At 64.2% G+C, this 19,424-nt stretch carries 17 protein-coding genes and 1 pseudogene; 5 read left to right on the forward strand and 13 right to left on the reverse strand.

All coding sequences use genetic code 11. From position 1 onward, the window contains the following. Positions 1-53 precede the first annotated feature (53 nt). Positions 54-728, forward strand: a complete 675-nt coding sequence (locus ACVMIM_RS27915) for a TetR/AcrR family transcriptional regulator (protein ID WP_476117393.1) — start codon at positions 54-56, stop codon at positions 726-728. 104 nt (positions 729-832) lie between these two features. Here the strand turns inward: ACVMIM_RS27915 and ACVMIM_RS27920 are convergent, their stop codons facing one another. From ACVMIM_RS27920 to ACVMIM_RS27950, 7 genes and pseudogenes are all read right to left on the reverse strand, one after another. Further along, complete coding sequence (locus ACVMIM_RS27920) at positions 833-1,936, reverse strand: calcium:cation antiporter (RefSeq protein ID WP_476115819.1); 1,104 nt, start codon at positions 1,934-1,936, stop codon at positions 833-835. 85 nt (positions 1,937-2,021) lie between these two features. After that, a complete protein-coding gene (locus tag ACVMIM_RS27925; RefSeq protein ID WP_476115821.1) occupies positions 2,022-2,645 on the reverse strand; it encodes a poly-gamma-glutamate hydrolase family protein in 624 nt (207 codons plus the stop codon). 10 nt (positions 2,646-2,655) lie between these two features. Next, on the reverse strand, positions 2,656-4,422 hold the full coding sequence (locus ACVMIM_RS27930; RefSeq protein WP_476115823.1) for an AMP-binding protein: 1,767 nt from the start codon (positions 4,420-4,422) through the stop codon (positions 2,656-2,658). 175 nt (positions 4,423-4,597) lie between these two features. Next, on the reverse strand, positions 4,598-5,296 hold the full coding sequence (gene hisG / locus ACVMIM_RS27935) for an ATP phosphoribosyltransferase (protein ID WP_476115825.1): 699 nt from the start codon (positions 5,294-5,296) through the stop codon (positions 4,598-4,600). Then, positions 5,293-6,411 (reverse strand): ATP phosphoribosyltransferase regulatory subunit, encoded by a 1,119-nt coding sequence (locus ACVMIM_RS27940; RefSeq protein WP_476115827.1) that lies wholly within the window; start codon positions 6,409-6,411, stop codon positions 5,293-5,295. Before ACVMIM_RS27940 ends, hisG begins: the two co-directional genes overlap by 4 nt. A 174-nt stretch (positions 6,412-6,585) precedes the next feature. Next, positions 6,586-8,088 (reverse strand): histidine--tRNA ligase, encoded by a 1,503-nt coding sequence (gene hisS, locus ACVMIM_RS27945; protein ID WP_476115829.1) that lies wholly within the window; start codon positions 8,086-8,088, stop codon positions 6,586-6,588. A 111-nt stretch (positions 8,089-8,199) separates the two neighbouring features. Beyond that, positions 8,200-9,137, reverse strand: a pseudogene (locus ACVMIM_RS27950) (IS110 family RNA-guided transposase). A 391-nt stretch (positions 9,138-9,528) separates the two neighbouring features. On the opposite strand from ACVMIM_RS27950, the gene ACVMIM_RS27955 reads away from it, so the two are divergent. Both ACVMIM_RS27955 and ACVMIM_RS27960 read left to right on the forward strand, forming a co-directional pair. Then, positions 9,529-9,765, forward strand: a complete 237-nt coding sequence (locus ACVMIM_RS27955) for a hypothetical protein (RefSeq protein WP_476115830.1) — start codon at positions 9,529-9,531, stop codon at positions 9,763-9,765. Between the two features lie 28 nt (positions 9,766-9,793). Further along, a complete protein-coding gene (locus ACVMIM_RS27960) occupies positions 9,794-10,177 on the forward strand; it encodes a hypothetical protein (RefSeq protein WP_476115832.1) in 384 nt (127 codons plus the stop codon). A 5-nt stretch (positions 10,178-10,182) separates the two neighbouring features. On the opposite strand, the gene ACVMIM_RS27965 is transcribed toward ACVMIM_RS27960, so the two are convergent. Continuing rightward, a complete protein-coding gene (locus ACVMIM_RS27965) occupies positions 10,183-10,821 on the reverse strand; it encodes a DNA-3-methyladenine glycosylase I (RefSeq protein WP_040997766.1) in 639 nt (212 codons plus the stop codon). A gap of 214 nt (positions 10,822-11,035) precedes the next feature. On the opposite strand from ACVMIM_RS27965, the gene ACVMIM_RS27970 reads away from it, so the two are divergent. Continuing rightward, positions 11,036-11,776: a L,D-transpeptidase gene (locus ACVMIM_RS27970; RefSeq protein ID WP_476115834.1), complete on the forward strand. Its 741-nt coding sequence runs from the start codon at positions 11,036-11,038 to the stop codon at positions 11,774-11,776. A gap of 367 nt (positions 11,777-12,143) precedes the next feature. Further along, complete coding sequence (locus ACVMIM_RS27975) at positions 12,144-13,064, forward strand: bifunctional 5,10-methylenetetrahydrofolate dehydrogenase/5,10-methenyltetrahydrofolate cyclohydrolase (protein WP_476115836.1); 921 nt, start codon at positions 12,144-12,146, stop codon at positions 13,062-13,064. Here ACVMIM_RS27975 and glcF read toward each other — a convergent pair. The 5 genes from glcF to ACVMIM_RS28000 all read right to left on the reverse strand — a co-directional run bounded on the left by glcF (position 13,031) and on the right by ACVMIM_RS28000 (position 19,295). Further along, positions 13,031-14,392: a glycolate oxidase subunit GlcF gene (gene glcF / locus ACVMIM_RS27980; RefSeq protein ID WP_476115837.1), complete on the reverse strand. Its 1,362-nt coding sequence runs from the start codon at positions 14,390-14,392 to the stop codon at positions 13,031-13,033. The two genes, ACVMIM_RS27975 and glcF, sit on opposite strands and share 34 nt — an antisense overlap. 10 nt (positions 14,393-14,402) lie before the next feature. Then, positions 14,403-15,620, reverse strand: coding sequence for an FAD-binding protein (locus tag ACVMIM_RS27985; protein ID WP_476115839.1), 1,218 nt, complete (start codon positions 15,618-15,620; stop codon positions 14,403-14,405). Positions 15,621-15,696: 76 nt separating this feature from the next. Further along, positions 15,697-16,161, reverse strand: coding sequence for an endonuclease domain-containing protein (locus ACVMIM_RS27990; RefSeq protein WP_476115841.1), 465 nt, complete (start codon positions 16,159-16,161; stop codon positions 15,697-15,699). 47 nt (positions 16,162-16,208) lie between these two features. Beyond that, positions 16,209-17,705 (reverse strand): FAD-linked oxidase C-terminal domain-containing protein, encoded by a 1,497-nt coding sequence (locus ACVMIM_RS27995; RefSeq protein ID WP_476115843.1) that lies wholly within the window; start codon positions 17,703-17,705, stop codon positions 16,209-16,211. A gap of 267 nt (positions 17,706-17,972) precedes the next feature. Next, positions 17,973-19,295, reverse strand: coding sequence for a DUF3422 family protein (locus tag ACVMIM_RS28000; protein ID WP_476115845.1), 1,323 nt, complete (start codon positions 19,293-19,295; stop codon positions 17,973-17,975). Positions 19,296-19,424 lie beyond the last annotated feature (129 nt).

Consider the following 19,424-nt stretch of genomic DNA (forward strand, 5'->3'; position numbering starts at 1 on the left):
ATCGAGAACGGCTCGGCGAATTGCCGCCTGGCACCATGGAGGCCTGGAAGCAATTGAAAGCGGATGTCGCCTCGGCAAAGACGAAACGACCGGCCAGGACGCGGGCCCGGTTGACGACGGCCCGGCAGACGCTGAGCCGCGATGCCTGGATCGCAGCGGCCCGCAAGGTGCTGGAAAAGCGCGGCATCGCCGAGGTCAAGATCGACCGCCTGGCCAAGCAGCTGAAGGTGACGCGCGGCAGCTTCTATTTCCATTTCACCAGCCTCGCCGACCTCCGTGATGGCCTCTTGCAGGAATGGCGCAACATCAACTGCGCTCCGTTTTGGGCAATGCGCGAGATGCACGACATAGACGGCCTGCAGTTCTTCACCGACATCGTGCACGTCTGGGTCGACGAAAACCCGTTCAGCCCGTTGCTGGACCTTGCCGTGCGCGACTGGGCGCGGACATCGAAGAAGCTGACGCAGGAAGTGAAGGACATGGACGATCTCAGGATTGCGCTGCTCGTCCGCTCGTTTCGCGCCATGGGCTATTCGCCGGACGAAAGCCTGGTCAGGGCGCGCATCACCTACTTCCATCAGATCGGCCAGTACGCGCTGTCCTTTAAGGAAGACCCTGCCGTGCGCCGCAGCTATCAGCCGCTGTTCGGCGAAGTACTGCTCGGCCCGCTTGTCCAGAAGCCAGGTTCGGCGCCGAGGCCGTCGGAGATACGGACAGGGCGGCGGTAGAGGAAGGCTTGCACGGCGAGCGCAACTCTTGACCGTACTCCTGGCAAGGTATGGCGCCTCTAAGCTCGCGGCTTTACCCCGGTTGCCAGCTTTCACCCGAGGCTTCACGGCACAAAGATCAGAAATACATAAGTAAAGAACAACACGACATGAACCATGCCGGTCAGGAATGTCGTTCGTTCGGTGCTGAAGCTGACGCTGCATATGAAAAGGGCCAGCACCAGGAGCACGGCATCGGAGGCCGTAAGCCCAAGCGTCAATCCCCTCCCCGTCAGCAGGCTGGCGGCCGCGACCGCCGGTATCGTCAAACCGATCGTGGCGCAGGCCGAACCCATCGCGACGTTCAGGCTGCGCTGCAGCTCGTTCTTGAACGAGGCGCGGATCGCCGAGACCGCCTCCGGCATCAAAACCAGCGCCGCGATCAACGCCCCCACGATGCTGTCGGCCTGGGTCACCTTATAGGCGGCGAGCGCATCCTCCACACTTGCGGCGACCTGCTCGGCGAGCAGGACTATTCCGATCAGCCCGCTCAACAGCAGCAGGGCACTGACGGAAACGCTATCGTGGGAGGCAGTTCGCATCGGAGCGTCATGCGCCTGTCCTTGGACGAAGTCCTCCCGGTGCCGGACGGTCTGGGCGAACACGAAGCTCGCATAGAGCAGCACCGAAAGGACACTGACGAAACCGAGCTGAGCCGCCGAAAACGTGCCGGGATCCGTAGCCTGGGTGTAGGTCGGAAGAATAAGCGTCATCACGGCCAGCGCGATGAGAACCGACAGGTAAGCGTTGGTTCCTTGCCGGAGGATCGCCTGCTTGCGATAGCGCCAGCCGCCGAGCGTGAGACATATGCCGACAACACCGGTGGAGGTGATCATCACCGTCGAGAAAACGGACTCTCGCGCCAGCGTCGGGTTGTTTTCTCCATGCAGCATCATGGAGACGATGATCGACACCTCGATTGCGGTCACGGCAAAAGTCAGCACCAAAGTTCCATACGGCTCCCCCACGCGCCGGGCGACTGCCTCGGCGTGGTCGAGTACCACGAAAATGGTGGTGAACATGATGGCGCTGGACAGCGCCCCGACGAGGATCCTGGCATTCAGCGACCCTTCGTCCGCCGAAAGACCGCTGGCCTTGACCGCGACAGCCATCGCCAGCGCGGCCAGCGGCATCGCGTAGGACGTCACCGACCGGACATAACCAGTCATTCAAGCCCCCCCGAACGCCCATGCGTTTTCGTGACTTTAGCGGAAAAGCGCGCGGAGAACACCTCTCACCGGCATCTTAAAGCATTCAAAAGATGATTGAGGATTGGGCACCATTTCTAGCGTCGAATGCCTCAATGGCCCTGCGAACCGCCCCACAGAATTTTTCCAGAAGTTCCGGTTCGTTCCCCAGCCGGCGGCGCAACGAGAGGGGCACTTCCAGTTGCGCTCCTTTCCCAGTCAGTCCCCGGTTGACGATGTTCGAATCCTGGATGCCGGGAAACGGATGGTTGTCTCTTTTCGTCTGGAAGCCGGCCTCCTGAAGACGCCAGGCTATTTCTGAAACCAACGCGGCGTCCTTGCCGCCCAGATAGACTGTCGTGAGATCATCCCGATCCTGGCGGCCGTGGATCGCAACGACAGTGGATTTCGTCCGCAACAGTTCCAGCGCGGATTCCTCGTCGAAGTTCCTGGAGGTTATGTGCAACTCGCGGTTGCTTTCCGGCATAAGCCCTTCGAAGCAATACATATCGAGATCGCCCCCGGCTATCGTCTCTGCGATAAGGGAGGTGCGGGGTTCGATCTTGCCGCCATGCGGGGCCATGACGATCGCACTGCCGGTTCGCGCGCCGCGCCGGATGACTATGCGATAGTCCAAGTTTTCGATCTTGGCGGCTTTCAGCGCCGCGAAATTTGGAAACTCGTTGTCCATAAATGCCGTTTCACGCCGTCTTCTGCGCCACCAGCCCCAATTCCTCGACCATCGCCTCGCGCATCAGAAATTTCTGCGGCTTGCCGGTCACCGTCATCGGCAGTTCCGTGCGGAAGCGGATGTAGCGCGGCACCTTGTAATGCGCGATCTGGCCGGCGCAAAAGGCCTTGATCTCCTCGGCGGTGGCGATCTGGCCGGGCTTCAGCACGATCCAGGCGCAGAGCTCCTCGCCATATTTGTCGTCGGGAATGCCGAAAACCTGCACCTCCTTGACCTTGGGATGGCGATAGAGGAATTCCTCGACCTCGCGCGGATAGACGTTCTCGCCGCCGCGGATCACCATATCCTTCACCCGGCCGACGATGTTGCAATAGCCCTCGGCATCGATGGTGGCGAGGTCGCCGGTGTGCATCCAGCCGTCGGCATCGATTGCCTCGCGGGTCTTTTCGGCGTCGTCCCAATAGCCCTTCATCACCGAATAGCCGCGCGTGCAGAGCTCGCCCGGCGCGCCGACTGCGACAGTGGCGCCATCCGCGCCGATCGCCTTCACCTCGACATGCGGGTGGATGCGGCCGACGGTGGAGACGCGCTTTTCCAGCGGATCGTCGACGCTGCTCTGGAAGGAGACGGGACTGGTCTCCGTCATGCCATAGGCGATCGTCACTTGGCTCATATGCATCAGCGACACGACCTTCTTCATCACCTCGATCGGGCAAGGCGAGCCGGCCATGATGCCGGTGCGCAGGCTGGAGAGATCGAAGCTCGCAAAATCCGCGTGGTCGAGCATGGCGACGAACATGGTCGGCACGCCGTAGAGGCCGGTGCAGCGTTCCTGCGCGACCGCTTTCAGCGTCGCGCCGGCGTCAAAACCTTCGCCGGGAAAGACCATGGTCGCGCCTTTCGACACGCAGCCCATCGTGCCCATCGACATGCCGAAGCAATGATAGAGCGGCACCGGGATGCAGAGCCGGTCGTCGACGGTGAGTTTTATGGCCGAGGTGACGAAATTGCCGTTGTTGACGATGTTGGAATGCGTCAGCGTCGCGCCCTTCGGCGCGCCGGTGGTGCCGCTGGTGAACTGGATGTTGATGGCCTCGCCCGGCTTCAGGCCTTCGGAGATGCGGTCGAGGCTGTCATGCTCGTCGCGGCCGGCCATAGCCAGCACGTCGCCAAAATTGTACATGCCGGGCGAGTTGTCGTCGCCCATGCGGATGACGATTTCCAGCGAAGGCAGCTTTTTCGCCTTCAGCTTGCCGGGTTCTGCCGTGGCAAGCTCCGGAGCCAGCGTCTGTATCATGCCGAGATAGTCGGAGGTCTTGAACTGGGCGGCCGTGACGAGCGCCTTGCAGCCGACCTTGTTGAGGGCGTATTCCAGCTCGGTCAGCCGGTAGGCCGGGTTGATGTTGACGAGGATCAGGCCGATGCGCGCGGTGGCGAACTGGGTTACCAGCCATTCCCAGCGATTCGGTGACCAGATGCCGACCCGGTCGCCCTTTTCCAGCCCGAGCGCCAGGAACCCGGCAGCCAAGGCGTCGACCGCGTCCGACAGCTCGCTCCAGGTGAAGCGCTTGTCCTGACCGACGAAGATAGCGGCATCGAGTGTGGCGTATTTGCCCACCGTTTCAGAAAACAATTCAGGAATGGTCTTGTCGAGCAGGGGCACCGAGCGGTCGCCCGACACATGCGCCTTGCCGCCCAGCGGAGCGATGAAGGTGCCGCTTGCGCCACGCCCGCGCAGATTGGTGGCGTTCATGAGCTCGTCGAGTTTGATCGCCATCGCCGTCTCCTCCCGGGATGATTGAGCCTATCAGCCTGCAAAGGCGGTGGAAACCCGCCGAAGGTAGAGGTGGTGAAAGCGTTTCACCGTTCATGAAGCGGGTGAAACGCTTGAGCCCTCTGGTTTGACGCAATTCCCGACGGAAAACCGCGTCACACTTTTCCTGGAAGTGCTTTCAGGCGACCAGCGCGGCCATTTTGGCGGCAATATCGCGCACCTGCGCCTCGTCCGCCGTATCACGCCGCTTCCTCGAAGCGACCAGACAGGCCTGCGACTTCAGGATCGTGCCGTCGCCCAGCACCTTGAGATGGTTGGCGCGCAGCGTCGAGCCGGTGGTGGTGATGTCGACGATGATGTCCGCCAGACCGGCGGCCGGGGCGCCTTCGGTGGCGCCGAGGCTTTCGACGATGCGATAGACCTGGATGCCGTGCTTCAGCGAAAAGAACTGCTGCGTCAGCCGCCAGTATTTGGTGGCTATCCTGAGCCTGCGGCCATGGCGCTGGCGGAAATCGGCGGCGACGTCGTCAAGGTCGGCCATCGTGTCGACATCGAGCCAGATGTCGGGCACCGCCACCACGACATCGGCGTGGCCGAAACCGAGGCGGGCGACGATCTCGGCGCGCGCTTCCCAATCGGCAAGATTCTCGCGCAAAAGGTCCTCGCCGGTGATGCCGAGATCGACCGCGCCCTGGCCGATTTCGCCGGCGATCTCGGATGCGGAGAGAAAGGCCACCTCGACATTGTCGAGACCGTCGATGTGAGCACGATATTTGCGGTCGTCCTCGGGCAAGGTGACGGCCAGGCCGGCCTTGGCCAGCACGCCGAGGGACTGCTCCTTGAGACGGCCCTTGGAGGGGATCGCCAACGTGATCATTCGGCGTTCTCCCGCAAGGCTTCGATGCGGTCGAGCCAGACCGAGAAGCCGACGCCGGGGATCGGCTTTTTTGCTCCCAGCAGCGTCAGCAGCCTGTCGTAGCGACCGCCGCCGACCAGCGGGCGGTCGCCATCCGCCGCCGCGATCTCGAAGACGACACCGGTATAGTAATCGAGCGGGCGGCCGAAGGCGGCGTCGTAATGGATTTGCGCCGCGGACAGGCCATGCGCCTCGATCGCCTTGGCGCGGGCGGCGAAATTCTCCAGCGCCGGCCCCAGCGACAGGCCGGCGTCGGCGGCGAATTCTTCCAGCGCCGCGGTCGCGCCGTCGAGTGCGACGTCGATCTCGAGAAAACTCTTCAGCGCGGAGAAGGCCTCGTCTGACAGACGCACGCTGCGCAGCTGCGCTTTCTCGATCAGCCTGCGCGCAATGTCGGCCGGCGCGCGGCCGGACGATGCCGACAGCCCCGCCTCCTCCATGCCTTCGGCAATGTGCGCGGCAAGGCCTTCCGCATCGCCGTCGAGCGCCAGCAGGGCGACCGGGCCAGAGAGCTGGCTGTTGCGCGGCGGGTTGGCAAGATCGGCAAGGGCGGCCTCCAACATAGGCGCCGAGCCGAAGGCGCGGGCGAGGCGCATGCGCCAGCCGCGCGGCAGGCCTAGCGCTGCCAGCACGGCCTCGAACACGGTCTGGTCGCCGAGCGTGACGGCGAGCTTCCGTCCAGGCAGCGCCAGTGACAGCAGCGCATGCGCGTCGGCGAGCGAACGGGCATCGGCGGCGGCCGTGTCGCTGTCGCCGAGATCCTCGATGCCGGCCTGAAAGAACTCGTTGCCGCCGTCGCGGCGCTGGCGGAACACTTCGCCGAGATAGGAGTAGCGGCGCGGCGTGCCGGCCTGGCTGGCAATGTGGTCGAGGCAGACCGGAATGGTGAATTCGGGCCTGAGACACAGCGTCTTGCCGGTCTCGCTTTCGGTCAGGAAGATGCGGCGGCGCAAATCCTCGCCCGCCATGTCGAGGAACGGATCGGCTGGCTGCAGCACCGCGACCTCGACCGCGTGGGTGTCGCTGGTGGCGAAGAGGTTGACGATGTCGGCGGCGATAGCGGGACGGGAGGTCATAAAGCGCCACCTCCCCTTCTCCCCTTGTGGGAGAAGGTGGATCGGCGCGCAGCGCCGAGACGGATGAGGGGTGGGTGACGGAGTGAGACGCTGGCGTTCGCTGGAACACCCCTCATCCGACCGAGCTTCGCTCGGCCACCTTCCCCCACAAGGGGAGAAGGGGAGGTCGGCGCTCTACTTGCCACGTGCTCGCTCCTCGGCCTGCGCGGCGAGTATCTTCTTCACCTCGGCAACCAGCTCACCTTCCGCGACCGTCACCTGCGCCGGCCGCGCGGCCCGCCATTCGGCATTGTCGGTGATCTCGGCTGACAGCCGCGCGCCTTCGATCAGGTCCTTGATCTGCACCTCGCCCTTGGCGCGCTCGTCGCCGCCCTGGATGATGGCGGCCGGGCTGCCCCGGCGGTCGGCATATTTCAGCTGCGCCTTCATGCCGGCGCCGCCCAAATACATTTCGGAGCGGATGCCGGCGGCACGCAGGCCGGCGACCATCTTCTGGTAGCGGCCGAGGCTTTCCGTGTCCTTGTCCATGACGAGCACCACGACCGGCGCGACGACATCGGATGTGTCGAGCTTGCCAAGGTTCTTCAGCGCAGTCATCAGCCGGGAGACGCCGATCGAGAAGCCGGTCGCCGGCACCGGCTCGCCGCGGAAGCGCGAGACCAGCCCGTCATAGCGCCCGCCGCCGCCGACCGAGCCGAAGCGAACGATCTGGCCTTCGTCATTGGGGATCTCGGCCAGGAGCTCGGCCTCGAAGACAGGGCCGGTGTAATATTCGAGGCCGCGCACGACGGAGCGGTCCATCACGATGCGGTCTTCGCCGTAGCCTGCGGCTCTAACCAGCGCCTCGATAGTTGCCAGTTCGCCGACGCCTTCCTGATAGACAGCGTTGGCATTGACGCTTGCATCCTGGGCGGCCTGCCCATTCCTTGCCGTTGCCAGAAGAACCGCCTCGGCTTGCGTGTCGTTCAATCCGGCGCCCTTGGCGAAGTCGCCCTCCCCTTCCTTGCCGCCATCCCAACGTCCGGGACCAAGCAGGAGCCTGACGCCTTCGGGTCCGAGCTTGTCGAGCTTGTCGATGGCGCGCAGCACGGTCAGCCGGCGGCCGGCATTCTGGTCGCCGCCGAGCCCGATCGCCTCCAATACCCCATCCAGCACCTTGCGGTTGTTGACGCGGATGACATAGTCGCCGCGCTTGATGCCGAGCGCCTCCATCACGTCGGCCATCATCATCGCCATCTCGGCGTCGGCGGCGACGCCCGGCGTGCCGATCGTGTCGGCGTCGAACTGCATGAACTGGCGGAAGCGGCCGGGACCGGGCTTCTCGTTGCGGAACACCCAGCCGGAGCGGTAGCTGCGATAAGGTTTCGGCAGCCTGTCGTAATTCTCGGCGACGAAGCGGGCCGTCGGCGCGGTGAGATCATAGCGTAGCGACAGCCACTGGTCGTCGTCATCCTGGAAGGAGAAGACGCCTTCGTTCGGACGATCCTGGTCGGGCAGGAATTTGCCGAGAGCATCGGTGTATTCGATCATCGGCTGGTCGACCGGCTCGAAACCATAGAGCTCATAGACCGAACGGATGGTCGCCATCATCTTCTCGACGGCGCGGACGTCTTCGGCGCTGCGGTCGGCAAAACCGCGCGGCAACCGCGCTTTCGTCTTTTCGGATTTGTCGGCCATGAGTTGATCTTTTCTGGTAATGGGCGCGCGTTTCCTAAACGATGCCGCTTGGAGCGGCAAGGGTTAGCGCCTTTCCTTCTCCCCATGCGGGGAGAGCGACTATCTGGGCTGTCAAGTTGCATTTGCGAACTCGGTTCTCGCGTCGCGTGCTTTTGCGTTGAGGATGACGAGAAGTTTTCTGGCGAGTGCGATGCGGATAAGCATTTTGGGCTTTCCTGCCTGCTGCAAGCGTTGAGCGAACGCTTTGAGATGCGGATCGAACTTGGCCACGATGGCCGCGACGACAAAGAGGATGCCACGCGGCCCGGCGCGTCCGCCGCGCACATGCCTGTTGCCGCTGCGCCTGCCGCTGTCGTTGGCGATGGGGGCGAGGCCGGCCAGTTTGGCGATGGCTTTGTTGGAGATAAGGCCGATCTCGGGCAGTTCGGCCATCAGGCGGGCAACGGTGCGGCCAGCCACACCCTTGAGCGAACGAAAGGCCGACCCCAGCTTGGCCCACAGCGGATCGTCATCGATCATCGAGGCGATCTCGCCTTCCAGACGCCGCTCCTCGCGCTTGAGGAAGGCCAGCATGGCCTCGATACTGGCGCATACCTCGGCATCGCGTGCGGCGCTTTTGCGCTGCTTGTTGATGGTGGCATCGCCGACTACCTGGCAAAGCCGCCCGACAGCGCAGTAAGGCGTTGCTGGGAGTTGCTCGGCGGTGCCGTCGGGACCGTCTTCTTGACTGCGCCATAATGGGCAATGACAGCCGCATCGATCCGATCGGTCTTCTCCAGATAGCCCATCGCCTCGGCGAAGCGGCGCACGCTTCTGGCATTGACCAGGGCGCATGGCATGCCGTGCGCCCACAAAAGCATGAAGCCAAGCCGCTCATAGCCGCCCGAGGCCTCCATCACCGCAAGAGCTGCGCCGTGGCTGCGGCAGAACAGCCAAAGAGCTGCGATCCCCGTTACATCGTTGGCGAAGCGCTCTATCGCCCCACTCGGCCAGACATGCGCGTCCAGCCAATCCTTAGAAACATCAACTCCACAAATGATCCTGTTCACGGTAACCTGCCTTGTACGTACGGTTGGAACCAAGCGACTGTTCGGTCGTGCGTGACGAAGGCGAAGATCCCAAGCTCTCCCGCGGCTGTAACCTCAGGTGGTACGGGCGTCTTCGCCAAGCCAAGATCCGGCTGCCCAGCCGGATCTTGGCTCAATCGCTTCAATCCCACGAAATCTCTCTCGTGGAGATACAAGGTGGATCGGCGCGATAGCGCTGCCTTTCCCTGGCGCACCCCCTCATCCGTCGCCTTCGGCGAAACCTTCTCCCACAAGAGAAGGAGGAAAAGCTGAAACAAAACCACACCAAAGCGAAACAATTCCGCCATCGGTGCGGCATGCTGCCGACACAATCCGCGACCATAAAGCGCGCCGAAACAAGGGGTTCGGAACCATGGCGACGGCTGGAGACATCATCGAGAGCGGCACATCGGCCAGGCTGCGGCCTGCCGGCGGCTTTGCGCTCAAATCGGCGCAGCAACCGGCTGGGCCGTTCGAGGTCGCGGCCGGGGCGCGCAAGCCGACCATGCGCGACGCGCTGGTGACCGGGCTGCTGGTGATCTATCCGGCCTTCGCGGCCGTGGCGGCGATCATTGCCGGGCTGTTCCTGGCCGGCGCCGGCAGCGTCTGACTTTCATTCAACGATCGGGGGGATCATCATGGGGTTGCGATTTGCTGGCGCGCTTGCCAGCGCGCTTTTCTTTAGCATGCCCGTTGCCGCCAACGCGTGCCAGCCGGGCGATGCCCGTCTTGCCGGCCATTATTATCTGAACGGCGTCATGGAAGTCGGTTCCGAGCTGCTTTTGAAGAAAGACGGCAGCTTCGAATTCGCGCTCGCCTATGGCGCCAACGACCAGTACGGCAAGGGCTGCTGGGTGAGGAAAGGCGCGACCCTCGAGGTCATCCCGGCGGGCCGCAGCTCCGCGTCCACGCATCACACGCCCGACGATCGCGGCTTCAGCGGACTGGTGCTGACGGTGTCCGGCTCCAGCCTGGTCTGGGACATCAACGGCAGCGGCCATAAGGGCAGGTTCGAGAAGTAGCCGCGCTATTTCGGCCGCTTGAGCTTCTTGCGCTCTTTTTCCACCTCCGCCCTGCAGTAGCAGCCTTCGAGATGGTCGTTGACCAGGCCCATCGCTTGCATGAAGGCATAGACCGTCGTCGGGCCGACAAAGCTCCAGCCGCGCTTCTTCAATTCCTTCGATATCCTGACCGACACCGCCGTCGTCGGATTGGCGCGCAGATGCGCCAGGTCGACGATTTCGGGCCGCTCGTCCGGACCCGGCTCGAACTTCCAAAACCAGGCGGCTAAAGAGCCGAACTCGTCCACCATCTCGCGGGCGCGTTTGGCGTTGTTGATGGTCGAGACGATCTTGCCGCGATGGCGGATGATGCCGGCATTGCCGAGCAGGCGCTCGACATCCTCATCGGTGAACGCCGCCACCGTGTCGAAGTCGAAACCGGCGAAGGCCTCGCGGAAATTTTCGCGCTTGCGCAGGATGGTCAGCCAAGACAGCCCCGACTGGAAGCCTTCCAGGCAGATCTTTTCGAACAGCCGGCGATCATCCGTTACCGGCCGGCCCCACTCATGATCGTGGTAATGAAGATAGTCCGGCAGGTTGCCGTGCCAGAAGCAGCGCGCCTTGCCATCAGGGCCGTCGAGAATACCGGCATTTTCAGTCGCCATCGTCAGCAAATCCATGCGTTAATGCGCTTCAGCGCAGCTTTTACCGTGGCTTTACCAGATTCCTGAACCGGCCGGTAACCACACCAAAAGGTTTACTGACAGTTCCGCATTTTACGCATTCCGATTCATGTTTTGCTTGCCGCTCCGCGCCAAGGATCGCGAAACCGAGGGCGCCCTCTCCGCCCCGGATGAGTTCGATCAAGGTGCGTTCCCGATGAAGACAGCGTTTTGTTCCCTGCTCGGCGCGGTGGCCATTCTTGCCGCCGGCGCCACGACCTCCCTTGCCAACGACCGCTATGCCGACGTGCCGCCGGTCATGGTGAGCCCCGACCTTTCGGCGCCCTGGGTGCTGCAGCTCGGCCACGCGCCGGGCATCGTGCGCCCGACGCGCCAGGCGACGCAGCAGCCATTGCGGCGCCTGTTCCAGGCGCAGCCCGAGCGGCAGAAGACGGCGGCCGTGCAGCAGCCGGCCAGACGCATGGTGATGCGGCCGCAGATCAACCCGATCTACCTGCCGCAGGAAGTCGCCTATGACGGCCCGCAGAAGCCGGGCACAATCGTCATCGATACGCACCAGAACTTCCTCTATCTGGTCGAGAAGAACGGCAAGGCGCGCCGCTACGGCGTCGGCACCGGCAAGCCGGGCTTCGAATGGTCGGGCACCCACAAGATCACCGACAAGAAGGTTTGGCCGGATTGGCGTCCGCCGAAGGAAATGATCGCCCGCGAAGCCGCCAAGGGCCGCTACCTGCCGACCTATCTGGCCGGCGGCATCGAGAACCCGCTCGGCGCGCGCGCGCTCTATCTCGGCACCACCGAATACCGCATCCACGGCACCAACCAGCCTTGGACGATCGGCGGTGCGGTGTCTTCGGGCTGCATCCGCATGCGCAACGAAGATGTCGTCGACCTCTACGAGCGCGTGAATGTCGGAACCACGGTCGAGGTGATATAGTCACAGCGAATCAGCCGGTTAGACGGCGCATCAGTTTTTGTTCGACGCTGTTGCCGCTAAGTCATAGTGCGATCCCGCGGGATGTGCTTAAACCGGTGTCAGGGGTTTACGGGGGACGGGCCGTGTGGGGATACGGCCGGTCACGAAAAGGCAGCGCGGCCAACCGCGCTGCCTTTTTCGTTTTTGAGTTTCCCTTTGATGCATGGCGCGGCAAGTCGCCCCGAAAGCAGGCGGTTTCGCTTTCGGGGCTGATTTCCCGGCGCGCCTCTGCTATTGCAGCGCAAAATCCCGATCGTTACGCAATTCCGGACGCAACGCCGCTTACGCGCTTCTCCCTGAATTGCTTCAGAAGGCAGAGGTGCCAGCCATGACCCGAACCGACGACAGCCGCTATCTGAAAGGCGGCCCGGTGGCCCAGCGCATCATCGCTTCGGTGCGCGAAGACGCGGCGATCGCCACGGCCGAAGGTTTCCCGCCGAAGCTGGTGTCGATCACCGTCGGCGATACCGCAGCGGTCGATGTCTATGTGCGCAACCAGCGTGCCAAGGCCGCCCTTGCCGGCATCGGCTTCGAGGAACGCCGCTTCGCCGCCGACATCACCGCCGGTGAACTGGAAGCCGCCATTCATGGCCTCAACGCCGACCCGCGCGTCACCGGCATCATCATCCAGCGGCCGGTGCCGGCGCATATCCCGATCAAGACGCTGCAGGCGGCGGTGCATCCGCTGAAGGACGTCGAGGGCATGCACCCGGCCTCGATCGGCAACATCGTCTACAACCAGCTCGACCTGGCGCCCTGCACGGCGGCGGCCTCGGTCGAGCTGCTCAAGGAAACCGGCCTCGACCTCAAGGGGCTCGAAGTGGTGGTCGTCGGTCATTCCGAGATCGTCGGCAAGCCGATCGCCTTCCTGTTGATGAGCGAAGGCGCGACGGTGACGGTCTGCCACCACATGACGCGCTCGCTGGCGGCGCATGCGCGGCGCGCCGACGCGCTGTTCGTCGCCGTCGGCAAGCCCCGGCTGATCAAGGCCGACATGGTGAAGCCGGGCGCTGCCGTCATCGATATCGGCATCAATTCCGAGGTCGGGCCGGACGGCGAAACCCGTATCGTCGGCGATGCCGACACCGACAGCGTCAAGGAAGTGGCGTCCTGGATCACGCCGGTGCCGGGCGGCGTCGGCCCGCTCACGGTGGCGATCCTCTTGCGCAACACCATGGTGGCGCTCAACCGCCAGCGCGCGCTCTACCGGGCGACCTATGGCGTACCGGACCAGCTCGCCGCGGAGTAGTATTCGGCCGCTATCAAGCCGCTGTCGGAAACACCCTCAGGCTTCGGGCCGCCATAGGCCCAGTCGAGCAATTTGACCGTGTGCACGACGGGCAGCTTGGCCGCGGACGCGATCTGCGTGATGCAGCCGATATTGCCGGTGGCGACGATTTCGGCGCCGGTCGCCTCGATGTTTTTCACCTTGCGGTCGCGCAGCTTGGCTGAAATCTCAGGTTGCAGGATGTTGTAGGTGCCGGCCGAGCCACAGCACAGATGCCCCTCGCGCGGCTCGCGCACGACGAAGCCCGCCTTGGCCAGAAGCTCCTTCGGCTGGCGCGTGATCTTCTGGCCATGCTGCATCGAGCAGGCGGAATGATAGGCGACGACCGTGCCCGGCCTGCGCACCGGCTCGGGCAGGTCGAGGGCGGCGAGATATTCCGTGACGTCTTTTGCGAGAGCCGAGACGCGCGCGGCCTTTTCCGCATAGGCAGGATCGAGGCGCAGCATGAAGCCGTAATCCTTGATCGTCGTGCCGCAGCCGGATGCGGTGATGACGATGGCATCGAGCCCGCCCTTCTCGATCGCGCGCGTCCAGGCGTCGACATTCCGCCTTGCCGAGGCAAGGGCCTGATCCTCGCGACCCATATGATGAACGAGCGCGCCGCAACAGCCCTCGCCTTCCGGAACGACGACTTCGACGCCGAGGCGGGTCAGCAACGAGATGGTCGTTTCGTTGATGGCGGGGTCCAGCACGGACTGTGCGCAACCAGTGAGGATGGCGACGCGGCCGCGTTTCTTGGTCCCCTGCCCGGCATGTGTGCCCGGCTTGGCCATCGGCGATGCCGAGTGGATCGACGTGGGGGCGAGCTTCAGCATGGCGGCGACCGGCTTCAGCGCCGGCAGCTTTTCGAACAGGCCGATGAACGGACGTCCGAGACCGGCGAGCTTCAACGCGGCGCGGAAACGGCTTGGGTAAGGCAGCACGAAAGCCAGCATGGCGCGCGTCAGCCGGTCGAGCAGCGGGCGCTTGTAGGTCGCCTGGATATGGGCGCGGGCATGGTCGACCAGATGCATGTAGTTCACGCCAGAGGGGCAGGTCGTCATGCAGGCGAGGCAGGACAGGCAGCGATCGATATGAGTGACGATCTCCTTGTCCGCCGGCCGGCCGTTCTCCAGCATGTCCTTGATGAGGTAGATGCGGCCGCGCGGCGAATCCAGCTCGTTGCCCAATGTCACATAGGTCGGGCAGGTGGCGGTGCAGAAGCCGCAATGCACGCATTTGCGCAGGATCTTTTCCGATTCCGCGACATGCGGGTCGGCAAGCTGCGCGGCGGAGAAATTGGTTTGCATCGCGTTTGCTCTAAGCCATGCGGCCAGGATTGAGAATCTGCTTGGGATCGAACTCGGCCTTGAGCCGCGCCGACAGCGCCGCCAGATGCGGCGGCTGCGGTTCGAATACCGGCAGGGCCGCACGATGCGGGGCAGAGGCGCGCACCAGCGTCGCGTGGCCGCCGCCGTGCTTGCGGATCAGCGCGCGCAGCAGCTCGGCCTCGGGATCATCCTCGCGCATCGACAGCCAGACAAGGCCGCCTTGCCAGTCATAGAAGGCATCGACCGCCGCCTGCATGCGCAGCGACATCACCATGTGATGCGCCTCGGACGGTGCCATCGAAACGCGCCACACCGGCCGCGTGCCGCCATCGGCGAAAGGCCGGCAATCGCGGACATCGCGCCAGATCGTCTTCGATGCCTCGCCGGCAATGTCTTCCAGCGGCCCCGCCTTGCCGAGCAGTTGCTTGAGCGTCTCGATGCGATAGACAACCGAAGGGCCAAACCCCTCGACGCGCAGCAGCGTGGCGGCATCGCTGCCATGCCTGCCTCCGGCGACCTTCGCGGCGATGCGCTCCGGCAGATGCGCCGCGCTCGACACTTCCGCGCTGGAGCCCAGCGCGAGCGCCATGGCAGCCACGGCGGCATCGTCGAGCAGGCCGCGAATGGCCAAGGTCACTTCGGTTTCCGCGGCCGGCAGCACCTTGAAGGTGACGTCGGTGAGAACGGCCAGCGTGCCCCAGCTGTTGGCCATCAGCTTGGAAAGATCATAGCCGGTGACGTTCTTGACCACGCGGCCGCCCGACTTGAAGGCTTCGCCACGGCCGGAGACGGCGGCCACGCCGAGGATATGGTCGCGCGCCGCGCCCGCCTTGAGACGGCGCGGGCCGGACAGGTTGGAAGCCAGCGCGCCGCCGATCGTGCCGTTCTTGCTCCCTTGGCCCGGTTCGCCGCCGAGCAATGGGCCGTAGTCCATCGGCTCGAAGGCGAATTGCTGGCCGTTCTCAGCCAGCAGTTGCTCGATTTCGCCGAGCGGTGTGCCGGCGCGTGCGGACAGAACGAGCTCGGCCGGCTCGTAGAGGGTTACGCCGGAAAGCTTGGAGAGGTCGAGCGTGTGTTCGGTTTGCAATGGACGGCCGATGCCGCGCTTGGAGCCATGGCCGAGGATTTCCAGCGGCGCTTCCTCCGCTGCTGCCCATTGGATGGTGGAGAGGACTTCGGCTGGGGAGGAGGGGGTGAAGGTGGTCATGGATGCGCACCTTTCCTCGCCCCCGCAAAGCGGGGGAGAGGTGGCTCGGGCGAAGCCCGAGACGGAGAGGGGGCCATCATAGAGCACTGTCTCCGATCTTCTTGGCCGCAAATACAAACCTGAGGTCCAGCGCAACGGCATCTTCAGCAAGCCGCCCTTCAAGGGCTGCGAGGATCGTCTCGCAAACACTCCTCGTGTTTTTCAAAACATCGAAGCTCCAGAACCGCAAAACCGAGAAGCCTTCACCACGCATGAAATCGTCGCGTTGCGTGTCATATGGACTGTCCGCATGATGGCTGCCATCCAGTTCCACGATCAGTTTTTTGCTCCTGCAGGCGAAATCCGCGAAGTATGGACCGATAGGCATCTGGCGAACGAATTTGTATCCGCCCAGCCTTCTTGCCTTCAGTTCGTTCCAGAGGGTCGCTTCCGCTTGATTGTCACCGTGGCGCAGCTCGCGCGCCCGGGCGATGCTTTCGGGCGAGCGGCGGCTTGGCTGAGAGGGCGTCCCCCTCTCCGTCTCGGGCTTCACCCGAGCCACCTCTCCCCCGCTTTGCGGGGGCGAGGAATTTTGATCCCAAGCCCCCATCAAAACCTCGGAATGTCCGGAAACGCCATCTGCCCGCGATGCACATGCATCCGTCCCAGCTCCGCGCAGCGGCGCAGCTGCGGAAACACCTTGCCGGGGTTGAGCAGATGGTTGGGATCGAAGGCGCATTTGACGCGCATCTGCTGGTCGAGGTCGATCTGGTTGAACATTTCCGGCATCAGGTCGCGCTTCTCGACGCCGACGCCGTGCTCGCCGGTCAAGACGCCGCCGACCTCAACGCAAAGCCGCAAGATGTCGGCGCCGAAGCTTTCGGCCTTGTCGAGCTCGCCCGGCACGTTGGCGTCGTATAGGATCAGCGGGTGCAGATTGCCGTCGCCGGCATGGAAGACATTGGCGACACCGAGGCCGTATTTCTGCGAGAGATCGCGCATGCCGGCCAGCACGCGGGGCAGTTCCTTGCGCGGGATGGTGCCGTCCATGCAGTAATAATCCGGCGAGATGCGGCCGACGGCCGGGAAAGCCGCCTTGCGGCCGGCCCAGAAGCTCAGCCGCTCCTGTTCGGATTGCGAGATGCGGCAAATGCTCGAGCCGTTCCTGTAGGCGATCGCCTCGACAAGACCGATCAGGTGGTCGACCTCGACGCTCGGGCCGTCGAGCTCGACGATCAAGAGCGCTTCGACATCAAGCGGGTAGCCGGCATGGACGAAATCCTCTGCCGCGTGGATCGCCGGGCGATCCATCATCTCCATGCCGCCCGGGATGATGCCGGCGCCGATGATGTCGGCGACGCATTGGCCGCCCTGTTCGCTGGTCGGAAAGCCGATCAGCAGCGCACGCGCCGTTTCCGGCTTCTTCAGGATGCGGACGGTCACCTCGGTGACGACGCCAAGCAGGCCTTCCGAGCCGGTCATGACGCCGAGTAGGTCGTAACCTTCCTGGTCGAGATGGCTGCCGCCGAGCCGCACCACCTCGCCATTCATCAGCACCATCTCGATGCCCAGCACATTGTTGGCGGTGAGGCCGTATTTCAGGCAATGCACGCCGCCCGAATTCTCCGCGACGTTGCCGCCGATCGAGCAGGCGATTTGGGAGGATGGATCGGGGGCGTAGTAAAAGCCCTCCTGCTCGACGGCGGTGGTGATGCCGAGATTGGTGACGCCGGGTTGGGCGACGACCACACGGTTCGGGTAATCGATCGCGAGGATGCGGTTGAAGCGGCTCATCACCAGCAGCACCGCGTCCTCGAGCGGCAGCGCGCCTCCGGACAGCGAAGTGCCGGAGCCGCGCGGCACGACGCGAATGTTGCGCTCGTTGCAGTATTTCAGCACGCGGGAAACCTGGGCGACCGTTTCCGGCAACACCACCACCAGTGGCAATTGCCGGTAGGCGGTGAGGCCGTCGCTTTCGAAGGCGCGCATTTCGTTTGCCGCGTCGACCACACCCTCGCCCGGCACGATGATGCGCATGTCGGCGACGATCTCGGCGCGCCGGCGCATCGTCTCGGCATCTGGCTTGGGCATGGCTAGGCCGGACATCGGTCTCTCGCTTAACTGGTCAAAATCTTTTACCAGCCTGACCGTTTTGTTGCAAACGCTGCTTTGGTCGCATCGGGCGGCGAGCGTGACGCCAGGCTTCCGCAGCGGCAATCTGCCGCTGGCGCCCTACCCTCCCCCTTATGGGAAGGGTGGCGAACGAAGCGACCGGGCTGGGCCGCGTCGGCGAGGCGCTTTACGAGCCCCTTCCCGATCCGCTCCGCAGATCGACCCTCCCCACAAAGGGGAGGGTAAAAGAGCTGCCCTACCCTACTCGCCCGGATGCTTCGCCGGCTCGGAATGCATTTTCCGCACACGGCGCACGCCCCACCAGACCAGCAGGACGGCGACCGGGACGGAGGCCGCGGTGACGACCTCGGGCGCGAAGGCGTGACCGAAGATCGAGGCGCCCTTGGCGACATAACCGATGAGACCGACGACATAATAGGACACGGCGGCGACCGACAGGCCTTCGACGGTCTGCTGCAGGCGCAGTTGCAGCCGGGCGCGGTTGTTCATCGAGGCCAGCAAGTCGCGGTTCTGCTTCTCGACGTCGACATCGACCCAGGTCCGTAAGAGCGTCGTCGCGCGGGTGAGTTTTCGCGATAGATTGGCCTGGCGCTCCTCGACCGAGCGGCAGGTGCGCATGGCCGGCGCCATGCGGCGCTGCAAGAAGCCCGCCCATGTGTCGTAACCCTGCACCGATTCCTCATCGAGCGCCTCAAGGCGTTCGGTGACTATGCCGTCATAGGCGCGGCTGGCGCCGAAGCGGTAAAGGCTGGACGCAGCATCGGCCTCGAGCTCGGCGGCGAGTTCGGTGAGATCCGCGAGCAGCGTCTGGCTGTCGCGGGTCTCAACCGCCTTCATCTCCAACGTGGTCTGCGCCAGGCGATCCTCAATGCGGCGGGCGCGGCCGGACAGCGTCAGCGCCAGCGGCAGGCCGAGCATGGCCAGCGTCCGGTAGGTCTCGATATCGATCAGCCGCTGCGACAAGGCGCCGGTGCTGGCGGGCGTCAAGCCGCGATCAAGCACCAGCATGCGGGTCAGGCCGTCGCCGTCCTGGCGGAAATCGGTGATGATGGCGGCGGCACCCCGCTCGACCAGCGAGTAGCACAGGCTCGTCGGGTCGAAGCCGGCGATCAGCCTTTCGCTTGCCTGCGTCCATTTACGAATTTCGAGGCGGATGCCGGAAATCACGGTGCCGGGCGGCGAGAAGCCATTGCCGAAGGGCGAATCCTCCTGCCCGCGGCCGTTTTCGGCCAGCGGCCCTTCCCAGAGATAGGTCGAGAATTCCGTATGCCGCTCCCAGCGCAGCGTGCCCTTGCCCCATTTCATGGCATGATGGCGCGCGTTGCGCTCGGGCGCGGCGATGCCCAGCCGCCGCGACAATTCCGAGAGCACGGCATGGTCGACCGCGGCGCCACCCTCGGTCATGAAGGAAAGCTGGATGAGCACGCGCGGTTTTTCGATCAGCGGATGCGGACGCGCATGGACCTCGCCCAGCGCGCCAGGTCGACCCTGATGCGCCGGGAAGCCCATCACGCTGCCTTGCGCGCGCGGCTGGAATTCGAGCTTGGACGTCTCGTCCGACACGGCTGGTCCCCCTGATTTCGACCCATCGTGCAATCCGGTCGTCTTGCTGCAATCGGCCGGACGCGTAAACAGCAAATATTGGCGTCCGGGGACAGCGACGCGCGGCAGGCAATGCAACCGGGCTGGACA

The sequence above is a fragment of the Mesorhizobium sp. USDA 4413 genome, from assembly GCF_056280365.1.

Bases quoted from the DNA above. Each gene is read 5' to 3' on its own strand.
- ACVMIM_RS27920 (WP_476115819.1), bottom strand. From the start codon at position 1,936: ATGACTGGTTATGTCCGGTCGGTGACGTCCTACGCGATGCCGCTGGCC.
- ACVMIM_RS27925 (WP_476115821.1), bottom strand. From the start codon at position 2,645: ATGGACAACGAGTTTCCAAATTTCGCGGCGCTGAAAGCCGCCAAGATC.
- ACVMIM_RS27930 (WP_476115823.1), bottom strand. From the start codon at position 4,422: ATGGCGATCAAACTCGACGAGCTCATGAACGCCACCAATCTGCGCGGG.
- hisG (WP_476115825.1), bottom strand. From the start codon at position 5,296: ATGATCACGTTGGCGATCCCCTCCAAGGGCCGTCTCAAGGAGCAGTCC.
- ACVMIM_RS27940 (WP_476115827.1), bottom strand. From the start codon at position 6,411: ATGACCTCCCGTCCCGCTATCGCCGCCGACATCGTCAACCTCTTCGCC.
- hisS (WP_476115829.1), bottom strand. From the start codon at position 8,088: ATGGCCGACAAATCCGAAAAGACGAAAGCGCGGTTGCCGCGCGGTTTT.
- ACVMIM_RS27955 (WP_476115830.1), top strand. From the start codon at position 9,529: ATGGCGACGGCTGGAGACATCATCGAGAGCGGCACATCGGCCAGGCTG.
- ACVMIM_RS27960 (WP_476115832.1), top strand. From the start codon at position 9,794: ATGGGGTTGCGATTTGCTGGCGCGCTTGCCAGCGCGCTTTTCTTTAGC.
- ACVMIM_RS27965 (WP_040997766.1), bottom strand. From the start codon at position 10,821: ATGGCGACTGAAAATGCCGGTATTCTCGACGGCCCTGATGGCAAGGCG.
- ACVMIM_RS27970 (WP_476115834.1), top strand. From the start codon at position 11,036: ATGAAGACAGCGTTTTGTTCCCTGCTCGGCGCGGTGGCCATTCTTGCC.
- ACVMIM_RS27975 (WP_476115836.1), top strand. From the start codon at position 12,144: ATGACCCGAACCGACGACAGCCGCTATCTGAAAGGCGGCCCGGTGGCC.
- glcF (WP_476115837.1), bottom strand. From the start codon at position 14,392: ATGCAAACCAATTTCTCCGCCGCGCAGCTTGCCGACCCGCATGTCGCG.
- ACVMIM_RS27985 (WP_476115839.1), bottom strand. From the start codon at position 15,620: ATGACCACCTTCACCCCCTCCTCCCCAGCCGAAGTCCTCTCCACCATC.
- ACVMIM_RS27995 (WP_476115843.1), bottom strand. From the start codon at position 17,705: ATGTCCGGCCTAGCCATGCCCAAGCCAGATGCCGAGACGATGCGCCGG.